This is a genomic window from Spiribacter roseus (assembly GCF_002813635.1).
Lineage (GTDB): Bacteria > Pseudomonadota > Gammaproteobacteria > Nitrococcales > Nitrococcaceae > Spiribacter > Spiribacter roseus.
This window is the reverse complement of sequence record NZ_CP016382.1, coordinates 617,956-629,983: the sequence shown is the minus strand read 5'-3', so window position 1 is coordinate 629,983 and position 12,028 is coordinate 617,956. Positions and strand designations below refer to the sequence as shown.

The 12,028-nt window shown below is 61.9% G+C and carries 12 protein-coding genes and 1 pseudogene; 3 read left to right on the top strand and 10 right to left on the bottom strand.

Annotated features, from left to right (window positions below):
* Window position 1 precedes the first annotated feature (1 nt).
* Window positions 2–454, bottom strand: coding sequence for a helix-turn-helix domain-containing protein (locus BBH56_RS03170; protein ID WP_144347536.1), 453 nt, complete (start codon window positions 452–454; stop codon window positions 2–4).
* A gap of 154 nt (window positions 455–608) precedes the next feature.
* On the opposite strand from BBH56_RS03170, the pseudogene BBH56_RS03165 reads away from it, so the two are divergent.
* Window positions 609–1,774: pseudogene (locus BBH56_RS03165) on the top strand (IS256 family transposase).
* 432 nt (window positions 1,775–2,206) lie between these two features.
* Here BBH56_RS03165 and BBH56_RS03160 read toward each other — a convergent pair.
* Genes BBH56_RS03160 through BBH56_RS03145 form a run of 4 tightly spaced genes read right to left on the bottom strand, consistent with a single transcriptional unit; the run spans window position 2,207 to window position 5,647 of the window.
* Window positions 2,207–2,755: an OsmC family protein gene (locus BBH56_RS03160; protein WP_148121906.1), complete on the bottom strand. Its 549-nt coding sequence runs from the start codon at window positions 2,753–2,755 to the stop codon at window positions 2,207–2,209.
* 26 nt (window positions 2,756–2,781) lie between these two features.
* Window positions 2,782–3,585, bottom strand: coding sequence for an ABC transporter permease (locus BBH56_RS03155; protein ID WP_148121905.1), 804 nt, complete (start codon window positions 3,583–3,585; stop codon window positions 2,782–2,784).
* Window positions 3,585–4,841, bottom strand: coding sequence for an ABC transporter substrate-binding protein (locus BBH56_RS03150; RefSeq protein WP_148121904.1), 1,257 nt, complete (start codon window positions 4,839–4,841; stop codon window positions 3,585–3,587). The genes BBH56_RS03155 and BBH56_RS03150 overlap by 1 nt, the downstream gene beginning before the upstream one ends.
* Entirely contained in the window at window positions 4,838–5,647 is an 810-nt protein-coding gene (locus tag BBH56_RS03145; protein WP_148121903.1) for an ABC transporter ATP-binding protein, read from the bottom strand. The genes BBH56_RS03150 and BBH56_RS03145 overlap by 4 nt, the downstream gene beginning before the upstream one ends.
* 184 nt (window positions 5,648–5,831) lie before the next feature.
* Here BBH56_RS03145 and BBH56_RS03140 point away from each other — a divergent pair, with 184 nt between their 5' ends.
* Both BBH56_RS03140 and BBH56_RS03135 read left to right on the top strand, forming a co-directional pair.
* Complete coding sequence (locus BBH56_RS03140) at window positions 5,832–6,929, top strand: acyl-CoA dehydrogenase family protein (protein WP_148121902.1); 1,098 nt, start codon at window positions 5,832–5,834, stop codon at window positions 6,927–6,929.
* 5 nt (window positions 6,930–6,934) lie between these two features.
* On the top strand, window positions 6,935–8,302 hold the full coding sequence (locus tag BBH56_RS03135; protein ID WP_148121901.1) for an FAD-dependent oxidoreductase: 1,368 nt from the start codon (window positions 6,935–6,937) through the stop codon (window positions 8,300–8,302).
* 193 nt (window positions 8,303–8,495) lie between these two features.
* Here the strand turns inward: BBH56_RS03135 and BBH56_RS03130 are convergent, their stop codons facing one another.
* Genes BBH56_RS03130 through BBH56_RS03110 form a run of 5 tightly spaced genes read right to left on the bottom strand, consistent with a single transcriptional unit; the run spans window position 8,496 to window position 12,004 of the window.
* Window positions 8,496–9,056 carry a TlpA family protein disulfide reductase gene (locus tag BBH56_RS03130; RefSeq protein WP_148121900.1) on the bottom strand — a complete coding sequence of 187 codons (561 nt, stop codon included), beginning with the start codon at window positions 9,054–9,056 and terminating at the stop codon, window positions 8,496–8,498.
* Window positions 9,053–9,547: a copper chaperone PCu(A)C gene (locus BBH56_RS03125; protein ID WP_148121899.1), complete on the bottom strand. Its 495-nt coding sequence runs from the start codon at window positions 9,545–9,547 to the stop codon at window positions 9,053–9,055. The genes BBH56_RS03130 and BBH56_RS03125 overlap by 4 nt, the downstream gene beginning before the upstream one ends.
* A gap of 18 nt (window positions 9,548–9,565) precedes the next feature.
* The gene (locus BBH56_RS03120; protein WP_148121898.1) at window positions 9,566–10,885 is read right to left on the bottom strand and encodes an FtsX-like permease family protein; all 1,320 of its coding nucleotides are present in this window, start codon (window positions 10,883–10,885) and stop codon (window positions 9,566–9,568) included.
* Window positions 10,878–11,570 (bottom strand): ABC transporter ATP-binding protein, encoded by a 693-nt coding sequence (locus tag BBH56_RS03115; protein ID WP_148121897.1) that lies wholly within the window; start codon window positions 11,568–11,570, stop codon window positions 10,878–10,880. The genes BBH56_RS03120 and BBH56_RS03115 overlap by 8 nt, the downstream gene beginning before the upstream one ends.
* Window positions 11,567–12,004 (bottom strand): hypothetical protein, encoded by a 438-nt coding sequence (locus tag BBH56_RS03110; RefSeq protein ID WP_144347544.1) that lies wholly within the window; start codon window positions 12,002–12,004, stop codon window positions 11,567–11,569. Before BBH56_RS03110 ends, BBH56_RS03115 begins: the two co-directional genes overlap by 4 nt.
* Window positions 12,005–12,028: the final 24 nt, after the last annotated feature.

Sequence of the window (12,028 nt, the reverse complement as noted above, 5' to 3'; positions counted from 1 at the left end):
CTCAGTACCCCATATCCAGGTCCTGTGCCTGCTCGGTCAGCGCATCCAGAGCTTCCTGGCTAGCACGATCGCACTCCGCCTTGTAGGCCAGCAGGTCTTGGTATCGGATGCGGCGATGGGTGCCCACCTTCGAGAAGGGGATCTCGCCCCGCTCCAGCAGCTTGACGAGATGGGGGCGGGAGACGTTGAGGATGTCCGCCGCTTCCTGCGTTGTCAGCTCTGCGTGCGTTGGCACGATCGTCACCGCATTGCCCTGGGCCATCTCGGCAAGCAGGTCACGCAGTAGCGCGAGCGCCTGGCGCGGCAGCACGAGATCGGTGCCGTCGAGTTGAACGCGGGCCCTATCGGATTCCGGTTGCCGGGATAGGAGCTTGCTTAGCTCTGTGGCACTGGCACGGGCGAGTGCAGTGGCCTCATGATCCGGGAGTTCGTTATCGCCACTGGGTGTTTGCATAGCTGCTCCGAGGATGCATGTGTCTACTGACTCGATACTAAGCGCAATAATCGAAAAACGCAAAAAACGAAACGGGCAGACCTGTCCAGGCAAGGGGGAGTGTAGGTAATTCTGTGTGTGAGCCATACGATAGACCCGATAGGGAGATAGACGTATGGCACGTAAGAAGCACACCGACGGTATTAACCGGGATGTTCTCGACGAGCTGATCCGCGAGCGTGGGGCTCGTCGCGCGGCGGACTTCGAGTCACTCGCCGGCGAGCTCAAAAAGGCGCTGGCCGAGCGCATGCTCAACGCCGAGATGGACGTCCATCTGGATGGCGATGATGAGCAGCACTCAGGCAACCATCGCAACGGCACAAGCCCCAAGACGGTGGATACGGGCGCTGAGCGCATCATCCTTGATATCCCACGCGACCGGCACGGGCGGTTCGATCCGGTGTTGATCGGCAAGTACCAGCGCCGCTTCCCCGGCTTCGATGACAAGATCATCGCCATGTACGCCCGGGGCATGAGCACGCGGGATATCCGCAATCACATCATCGAGATCTATGGCGTCGATATCTCGCCGGATCTGGTCTCGGCGATCACCGAGAGCGTGATCGATGAGGTCCAGAGCTGGCAGAACCGGCCGCTCGAGACGACCTATGCGATCGTCTACTTCGACGCCCTGCGGGTGAAGATCCGCGACGAGGGCATGGTCCGTAACAAGGCCGTGTTCCTCGCCATCGGGATGACCTGCGAGGGTCGCAAGGAGGTCCTCGGCCTGTGGATCGAGCAGACCGAGGGGGCAAAGTTCTGGATGCGGATCATGAACGAGCTCCGCGCCCGCGGTACCAACGATATCCTCATCGCCGTCGTCGATGGCCTCAAGGGCTTTCCCGAGGCGATCACCAGCGCCTTCCCCGACTGCGTGGTCCAGACCTGCATCGTGCATCTCATCCGCCACTCGATGCAGTTCGCTTCCTGGAAGGAGCGTAAGGCGCTGGCCCAGGCGTTGCGGCCGATCTTTGCCGCCCCCAGCGCGGACGCCGCCGAGCAGGCGCTGGCCGACTTCGAGCAAGGCCCATGGGGCGGAAGTACCCGGCGGTTGCGGCAAGCTGGCAGCGGCGCTGGTCTGAGGTCATCCCGTTCTTCGCCTTCTCGCCTGAGGTGCGCCGGGTCATCTACACCACCAATGCCATCGAGTCGCTGAACAGCCAGGTGCGAAAGGTAGTACGCAACAAGGGCCACTTCCCAAGCGATGAGGCGGCGATCAAACTGATCTACCTAGCATTGCGAAATGTGCAGGCGAAGTGGAAGCGGCCACCTGTCCAATAGCACGCTGCTAAAACCCAGCTTGCGATCCAGTTCGGTGACCGGTTCGTGCTGGAAGCCTGATCTCAATGAAGCGGCTCACACACAAAAATCTCCACAGGCCCATGACCAACGCGCCATCCCTGATCTTCCTGCGGGCAGCGCCCATGAGGAGCTCCCCTTCTCGAGCGTGAGTACCAATCATTTCATCCTTACCGGGATCAGCCCTGATGCGTTGGCGGCCCAGATAGTGGGGTAATCGAGTGTCCATTGTTAGTGGGCAAGATCAGTGCGCAGTTGCCTGAACTTGCTGACATGGCGCCGGAGCAGATCCTGACCGCCGTCTGCAGTGGCGCCTCAGACGGCGGCGACGGCTCCATGGTCACACAATTGCTCAGACTGACATCCAACCAACCGGCAAGAGGTCAGCCTCATTGCGGTTTACACATCGGGTTATCACCCTTCGAGCAAACCAATCTCAAAGTCAATCGGATTGCGCACGGTGTTACCCACCGGTGAGAAATAATTCGCCCGCTGGACAATCTCATCCAGTACTTCCCGCGACGCATCGCCGTCGATATCAACTTTGACACGGACGGCCTGGATACCCATTTCCTCAGGTGAGGCCTCATGTCCACCTGCTCCCCAGGCTGCGGGGTTGCCGATATCCCCTTCCAGATGCAGCTCTAGATTACTCAGCGCAACCTGCTTCCAGGTCGCGACCGCGATGATGCCAACCGCCAGGCACCCTCCAAGCGCAGAAAGCACGACCTCAGCGGGGGCGGGTGCGGTATCCTGGCCAAGGAGATGGAGCGGCTCATCGACAACCACTTCATGACCCCGGACATGGCTGACGGTGCGGTACTGACCCTCTACCACCGTCTGAACCTTATTGGTTCCCTGAGTGTTCGGGTTGTTACGGCCCTTTTCTGCAAAGCTCAACAATCCGTCCCGATCAATGGGACGCAGGTGTTTGCGGACGGTTCTCTCTGTGGATTCACTCATCTCATCATTCTCCTCTTACGAATCAATCAAGACTGCCAATCGAATCGACGGGCAAGTGTCACAACAAGGCCATCAAGCATGTAGCCGATCACACCAATCCACAGCACAAGCGCCGCTAACTGGTCATAGGCAAGAATGTCCCGGGCGTCGTTGATCGCGTAACCCAGCCCGCTCGTCACCCCCAGATATTCAGCCGGCACAAGCACCACCCAGGCCACGCCTAGAGCGAGGCGAATGCCCGCCATCACATCCGGCGCGATGGATGGAAGCGTCAGCCGCCACAGCCGACCCAAGGGCGATGCGCCCAGATTCCGCGCCACCCTTGAATGCAACGGGTCAATCCGTTGCACTGCGAATGCGGTTGAAAACAGCACCGGCCATACCGCTGCCATGAAAATCAGAAAGACGATGGCTCCGTTCCAAGTGGCGAAAATCATCACCGCAATCGGCATCCACGCCAATGGACTCACCATGCGGAGCAGCTGGAACGGAAACCCGGTCACACGGCGGAGCATCGCCGACGACCCGACAACGATACCCAGCGGTACGGCAATCAGGATCGCCAACACCATTCCGATGCCGATCCGGTACAGACTGGCGCTCGCAGCCTCAAGCAGCGCCCCACTGACAAGCAGCTCCCAGGCCGCCGGCAGTGCGGCCTCCGGGGCAAAGCGCGTGAACGCGAATAGCTCAGGCTGCGCCTTGATGTATTGACCCCCCGCCCACCAGAGAATCAACAGGGAGAGTGCTCCCGCGATCGGATAGGCAATCCGATCAAGCAGACCTTGAGCCCAGCGCGGCGCCGCACTGCCCGTGATCGTTGGTGACATCACAGCTTAATGCGCTCCTTACGGGTCAACTCATCCAGATAATTCGCTCCCGGGTGCTGACGCAGGGCCTCCTCCACAAACCGGTAGTCCACCAGATCATCAGCGACGAAATCCGGATCAAGCCCCTGCAGGAATGTGGTATCCCCCTCGACCAGCGTCTGGTTCATTTCCTTGACCAGTCGCTTGGTCGCCGATGGATAGGGGTAAGGGGAGAAATCGATTCGCCCGACGCGCCAGTCCGGGTGGCTCACCGCACCGCTTTCCCGGTATTCCGCCTCGTTGTAATGCGTCATGGCCCGACGGACCACCTCAGCCGGCATTGGCAGGTAACCCTGCCCGTCCCGCGAGAGCATTTCAGCGACCTTGCCTTTATTCTGCTGCGCATACTCCGAACCGCGCACCACCGCGTTGATGACCCGCTGCGTCCACTCGGGGCTGGCGTTCACCTGGTTTTCGTTCATGCACACAACACAGCATGGATGGTTCTCCCACATGTCACCGGTGAATCTCAGCAGCCGCCCCCCTGCGAGCAGTTCGCCAGCCGCATTGAACGGCTCGGCGACGATGTATCCATCGATCTGCCCCGCTGCCAGGCTTGAAGGCATCTCGGGCGGCGGAAGGATGAGGAGGTTCACCTCATCATCGGCAAGCGGATCTTCCTGGCGCTGAATGACGGGCCTGAGCCCCGCATTGCGCAGGCCCATCTGAATCAACGTGTTGTGGATGGAATACCAATAGGGAACCGCGATCTGCGTGCCACCCAGTTCGGCGAACGATTCAATCCCCGAATTTCCGCCAACGACCAGTCCTGAGCCGTTGATGTGGGCCCAGGCCATGATTTTGACGGGGAAGTCGTTGTTGTAGCGCATCCACACAGGTATCGGCTTTAACAGGTGGACGAGATTGAAGCGCCCCCGGACAAACCCTTCAACAAGACCCGACCAGCTTCGGATCAACTCCGGCGCTTCGGCCCTTACGCCCTCATCAGCGAAATACCCCATTGCGTGCGCCGTCAGCAGCGAGGTGGCATCAGTAATCGGCAAATAACCAATCCTCAGCACCGGATCCTCGGCGTCCTGTGCACTCGCTGCTCCCATCGGCAGGGTTAGCCCAGCGGCAAGCCCGCCAATCATTGCCATGCCATCCAGAACAAACCGACGCCGATCCGTCTGAATCTGGTAGTCGGCCGACAGGACTTCATCGCATCCGCACTGGGCGTGGTGATGTTGGTCCGGTGATATGTGCCTGTTGCTCATGAGTACTCGGGCTCCAGTTCGATGGGATCGGTGGGTGTGCTGCGGACTGGTGTCGACGGATTGCGCCGGGCCCGGCCGAAGGCAGCCAGAAGCTCATCCCGCATCTCGGCAAATCCGCGCATTCCGGGACGCCGGGGTCCGTTCATCTGGTTATCAACCAGGGCGTGAATCCGACCGGGGCTGCGCTCCATGACACCAATCCGATCACCCATGATGATCGCCTCGTCCAGATCATGTGTGACCTGAACGAGGCTTATTCCCTGTTCAGCGACAATGCCAAGTACTTCGTCCTGAAGATCGGTGCGGGTGAAGGTGTCAAGCGCCGAAAACGGCTCGTCCAGCAAAAGCACAGAAGGTGACATGACCAATGAGCGCGCGAGTGCGACACGCTGCTGCTGACCGCCGGAAAGATCCCGCGGCCGACTGCGCGCTTTATCCAGCAGGCCCACCCGATCGAGCATGTCCATGGCGGTGGTTCGCCTCGCCTTCCCGACGCCGGCAAATTCGAGACCCAACGCAACGTTGTCCACCACGTTCAGCCACGGATAGAGGGCTGCATGCTGGAACATGATGTTCCACTCCGGGCGCGGTCCGAGCACGCGGTTCTGACCAATATGAATGGTGCCGACGGTGGGACGGATCATCCCCGCGATCATGTTCAGCAATGTGGACTTGCCGCACCCGCTCTCACCAACCAGGGCCAGACTCTGTCCAGCCTGCACTGCCACGGAAATATCCTGCAGAACAGGCGGCTCGCTCCGATTAAACCAGTGATTGAGATTGTCGATCCGAATGGTGGCCGACATACAGGGCTCCGTGCGTTCAACTTGACGCTGAACCTTACAAGTCGGCCGATGCGCCTTGAAGAAACCTTTTTTTATATCGATATAACCAGTCAAATCTGCAATATCGATATGCCGAATCGATATTTCTCAGCGAGTCATGCTCGCAATAGGGTTGCGACATTGAGATTTCTGACAGGAGACACCCATGGCGAGCGTAGCCGAGGCGATTGCCCGACCCACCGCTGACACGAGGGACCTGGTGGCTCATGCACTCGAGCCGATCGTTGTCGATATCGACCGCGCGGGCCATTACCCTGAGTCGTTCATGCGCCGTTTTGGCGAGGGCGGGCTCTACAATCGCCATACAGCACAGAATGGCTATGACTTTGCGGGTGCCATCGATGCCATGAGCGAAGTGTCTCGGGCCTGCATGTCCACGGGGTTCTGCGTCTGGTGCCACGACGCGCTGACCTGGTACCTCGATAATGCAGAAGTACCCGAGACACGCGAGAAGTGGCTGGACCGCGTGGCGAGCGGCCAAACGCTTGGCGGCACCGGCCTTTCCAACGGTATGAAAAATGTCGCCGCCATCGAAGAGCTGAAGATTCACGTCCGCCCGACTGAGGGTGGGTATATCGCGAGCGGCACGCTGCCCTGGGTTTCAAACCTGGCCGACGGTCACGTCTTTGCAGCGGTGTTTAACAGCGCATCCACGGGGCGGCGGGTGATGGCATTGGTCGACTGCGCCGCGCCTGGCTTCGCGCTCAAGCAGTGCGCCAAGTTTGTCGCCCTGGAAGGCAGCGGGACCTATGCATGCCATTTTGATGACGTGTTCATCCCCAACGACCAGGTGATCAGCCACGATGCCGCCGGCTTCCTGCCCCGGATCCGTGCCGGGTTTGTCCTCCTGCAGATGGGCATGCCGCTTGGCGTCATCGAGGGGTGCATCGATATTATGGAGTCGATGGCGAAAACGCACGCGCACGTCAACGGCTATCTGGACGAGCAGCCCGAGGCGCTGCGCGAGGAATTGACGGACCTGCGCGCCGCAGTCAACGCGCTGGCGGATGAGGTTCATGGGAACGCCAGCGACGAGCTCTTCCGTGATGTTCTTCAGGTGCGCGAGCGGGGCTCAGCCCTTAGCCTGCGGGCCTCCCAGGCGGCCATGCTTCACGCCGGTGCCCGCGGCTACCTGGCGGATGCGCCGGCACAGAGAAAACTCCGGGAATCGTATTTCGTCGCGATCGTCACTCCAGCGATCAAACATATCCGCAAAGAGCTCGCACGGCTCGAGGCCGCCTGAACCCAATGACCGCCAATAGCGCTCCTGATTATCGGCAATACATCTGTCTTGTCTGTGGCTACATTTACGATGAGGCCAATGGCGACCCGGATGGCGGTCTCCCGCCCGGTACCCGCTATGAGGACATCCCCGATGACTGGGTATGCCCGGACTGCGGCGTCAGCAAGGCTGATTTCGTACCGCTCGAGGATGCGACACAAACACCGCCACCCATCGCCGCGAGTCAGCGGTCACGGATACTGCCCGCAGACCCATCGCAGGTCGTTATTCTTGGCGGCGGCATGGCCGGTTGGGCAGCGGCTGAATCCATCCGTCGGGCGGATCCGGACCGCGCCATTGTGCTGATCACGGCGGATGCCGGACATCACTATCCAAAACCGCGCCTCTCGAGCGCCGCGGGGGAAGGGCTGGCCCCCGATGAGATCATCATGCGAAAAGGGCCGGAGCAGGCCGCGAAGCATGGGGTTGAAATGCTGGCGCACACCCGGGCGCTCAGTATCGACCGCGATCGGCGGCGCATTATCACCGCCCGTGGCGGCGTCCCCTATGACCGCCTGGTGATCGCGATGGGCGCGGAGCAGCGCAGACTGCCGCCGCCTGGCGACGGAGATAGCCCCATCCACACCGTCAATTCGCTCGACGACTATCGAGCCGTCCGATCGAAGGTGGATGGCCGCACGGCCTCCATTTTGATCATCGGCGGCGGACTGATCGGCAGTGAATTCGCCAATGACCTCACAGTGGCCGGGCATCGCGTGACGCTCGTGGAACGCGCGGAGCACTTGCTCCCCACCCTGCTCCCTGCAGCGGCCGCCGGCTCGCTTGAGGCCCGGTTCACCGACAAGGGCATTCATGTCCATACCGGTTGTAGCGTGCAGTCATTCACCACTCAATCGAACGGGGATCTGACGGCCACACTCAGTACGGGTGAAACCTGGCAGGGTGAGCTTGTGATCTCGGCGCTCGGTCTTCAGCCCAATACCCACCTCGCGAGCCAGGCAGGACTTGAAACCCGACACGGCCTGGTGGTCGATGACCAGTTGCGCACGAGCGACGGGTGTATCTTTGCCCTAGGGGACTGCGTGGAACACCGGGGTGTCATCCGTCCTTATGTACGTGCACTCCGCCGCCAGGCGAGCGTCATCGGAACAACGCTTGCTGGAAACACCGCGGTCTACGATGGCACGCCTGACACGATCATCATCAAGACAACGCTATGCCCCGTTGCTGTCTATCCACCGTCCAGTCATGGCAAGTGGGTTGCCGCACAGGAAGGCCGCTGGAACCACTACAGCGGTGATCGCCTCAACGGTTTTGCCCTCATGGGCGGCGCCGTTGCAGACGCCAAACGTGTTGAAAAGGAATTGGTGTAGCGCCATCGTGCACTTTCCGCTATTTCCGTGAGTGATCCCACAATTCGGAAAGCTCTGAACGATACGAATACGCCATGTCGCGGTGCCACCCTAACTGTCGAGGCCAGCTCGCTAGCGTCGCCAAAAAGCTGGGCGACCTCTTCGTCTCATGGCTAGCCCTTGCCGGAGCAAAAATCCTTGCCAGCACGCTATCTCATTTCTTTATGAGGTAGCGCACCAGCTCCAACGCCTCCGGGCTTGCCCAATCGGCCGCCCCCTGAAACCGCGCAATTTCCTGACCATCGGGGTTGATGAGCACGGACACCGGCAGGGCCAGTACGCCCATCGCGCCCGACAGGTCGCCGCCCGGATCGGTATGGAGCGGCAGGTTCCGTGCGCCCACCTCCTCCAGAAAGCTCTCCATGGTACCGGCGCGATTGCCCCCCACCGCGATGGTCACGACTTCGAACGCCTCGCCACCCATTTCGGCCTGCAGGTCCGACAAGTGCGGCATCTCCTCGCGGCAGGGTGTGCACCAGTGTGCCCAGAAGTTGACCAGGACATATTTGCCCGCAAAGGCCCCGAGCGTCATCGGCGTACCGTCCGCACCATCAAAGGCAACGTCCGGCACGGACCGCGTCTGAACCTGGAGCTGAGCCATCTCGCCGACGAGCAGGTCATCCAGGCGCGCCCCCTCGTCAACCGGCTGCGCCCCGGCGGGTAGCGTGATTAGCACCAGCGCCAGAAGCGCGATCCGCCAGGCCCAACCGATCAATGCGCGTGACCGGCGTGACCGTGCTGAGTCGCGTCCGCGGCCTCAACCTCGACGGTCAACTCCGCCTCGGTCTCGGCAAAATCAAGCGTCAAGTCGAAGCGATCGCCCTCAGTCAAATCCCGCGACAGCCCGTCGAGCCGCAGCGCTACACCCTGTGGGGCCAGCACCATCTGGGTACCGGGCGCCACCGGCAGGCCCGGCAACTCGGGATAGCTGGGCTTACCGTCCGTGAGCGTGAAGCCCACCAGGGCCGCGCTCTCGGCCAGTTCCGTCGCGCCACCGCTCAGAGTGACGGGCGTGCTGCCGGTGTTCTCGATTTCGACGAATACGAGCGCATTGTCGGCTGTGGTCGCCCGAGTCCACCCGTGGAGCAGGCGCACATCGCCCGCCGTCGACAAATGGTCGTCTTCATGGCCGTCCTCAGCCGCCTGGGCAGAGGGCCCGACCAGTCCGAAAACGAGAGCAAGAGAAATCAGAAACTTCCGAGGCATCGGTAACTCCTTCTGTTATCAGCCGCGTAGGTCGCGCACGACCGGTCGGGTCATCGTCAGCCACGCCGGAATCAGCGCCAACAGAGCCGTCAGACTCACGAAGGCGCCGACCAGGTGCAGTTCAGACCAGCCCAGCGATGCGGTCACAAGGATGTCCGTCCGTTCCGTGATCACGCTCGAGATGACCCGCGTCAGCAGGCTGCCAAGCGCAAGCCCCAACGCGGCGCCCACCACAATCAGCGTGACGGCGTAGGACCAGGTCAGGGCGAAGTTGAATCGTCGTGGCGCGCCCAGTGCCCGCAGAAGCGCAAGGCGGCGCGATAGCAGCCGCGTCAGCATCATCAACCCGGCTAACACCCCCACAGTGACCAGCACCTGCGTCACCGCGGCCAGGATCGACATGACCTGCCGGATGTCGCCCATCAACGCATGCAACTGCGACAGAACCGTGCCCGGGAATAGGGCCATGGTGCGATCGGTGTTGAACTGGGCCTGCATCACATAGGCCCCGCCTAGCGTATCGGCCTTGACGATCGCTGCCGGGGTGCCGGGAAAGTAGGCGGGATCGAAGGGTGCGCCGACGGACCCGTCCCAGTCGGGGGCATGGCCATTAGCCAGGCCATGCACCGACCAGACGGATTCGGCAGGCACGATATAGGCGCGATCCCAGGGCGAACCGGTCATTGGCATCCGCCCCACGATCTGATATTCGAAGCCCCCGTGCGCTCCCTCAGCCGCATCGCCCCGCCCGTGCTGGGGCGCAAAACGATCGCCGACGCCAAGCGGCGTTCGTGCGCCCGCGATGGCCTCGGTCTCGGTGGCGAAGACACGGCCATCGGCCAGCCCTTCAGAGAGATACTCAACGAAGGCGGGCGTCGACCCCACGACAGGCGCGTTCTCATAGCTATCGCCAAAGGCCAACGGTGCCACGAGGTCGGCATTGGGATGTTCGGCCACCCGTGCATAGGTCGGCCCATCGATCAGCGGAATCGACGAAGGCTGCAGATAGACAGCGGCCAACATGGCGGTGATCTCGCTCCCCGGCGCGGCGATGATGACTTCAAACTTATCGGCGGCACGCGCACTGCCCTCGCGCAGGCCGCGTTCCTGCGCGATCAACCCGACGCCGATCCCGATGGAGATCGCGATCAGCGCGGTAAACACGACGCTCACCCAGACCTGCCGCCGTAGCAGCGCTGACAGGAGCGGACCCACAGCGAAACCGCGCAGCACCAGCGCCCCGATCACGACCACCGGCAGCAACGCCACCACCAGAAGCAGCGTGTCCTCCATCCACAGCGGCAGACCGGACAGTAAGCCGGCGATGAGGTCAGGCATCGTGCAATTCCTCAGGCGCTTCGACGCGGCCGTCGACCACGTCGATGATGTGATCGGCGCGCTCGTGCAGCGCGGGATCGTGACTGACGGCCACCAGTGTCCGCCCGTCTTCGCGCGCCAGCCGCATCAGGTCGTCCGCCAGCGCATCGGCATTGGGTCGGTCGAGGCTGGCAGTGGGCTCGTCCGCCAATATCACGGGGGCGGCCCCCGCCAGCGCCCGGACAACCGCAATCCGCTGACGCTCACCGCCCGAAAACGTATCGGACCGCCGCGCAGCGCTTTCACTCAGGCCAAGACGGGCGAGCAGGCCGTTAGCGCTTTCGCGGATTCGACGCCGGTCGCGGCGGGGCGCGTAGAGGGCGGTGATCGCCGCGTTGCCCAGCGCCGAAAGTTCCTCGAACAGCAGATGTTCCTGGAAAATGAAGCCAACGCTCGCGCGCCGGAAGGCGGCCCGGCCGCGGTCATCGCGTCCGGCAATGTCCGTATTGCCCCACCAGATGCGACCCTGCGCCGGGGCGATGATCCCGGCCATGGCATATAGCAGCGTCGACTTGCCGGCCCCCGAGGGCCCGCGCACCACCACGGCCGCGCCGGCTGGCACCTCCAGCTGCGGCACAGACAGAATGCGGCGGCCGCCCTGGCCCATGACTTCCAGCCCGGATATAGCCAGTGAGATACCGGTCATCCGTAACTGAACCGCGCGTTTTCAATCCGCACCATGCTCAGGAACCCGGTCTCGGGGTCACGCTTAGGGCCGAGCGCCAGTTCCCCGGTCACCTCGATGCCCCGGTTGAAGGGCACGACGTCGAAGCCGCGGCGGGTGTAGACGGCGAGGATGTCATCCGGCCACTCAGCCTCTGTCTCACAGAACGGGCAGACCGACATGGGCTTTTTGGTCAACACGAAGAATTCGATATCCGCCTTGAGTGGCGGCGCCATGAACCCCTCAACCTTGACCGTTGTGCCCTGCAGCTCTTTGGCGAGTGCACTGAAATCCTGGTTCGCGTCGTAGAGCTCGCGTAGCTTGAGAATGTCTTTTGCGTTGGCGTTATGAGCCAGGCCCGCGACAAAACCGGCTGCGAGCCCGATGACAACGCGACGGCGTGTGAAACTGGTCATCGTAATTGCCTCTCGGTTTTTCCC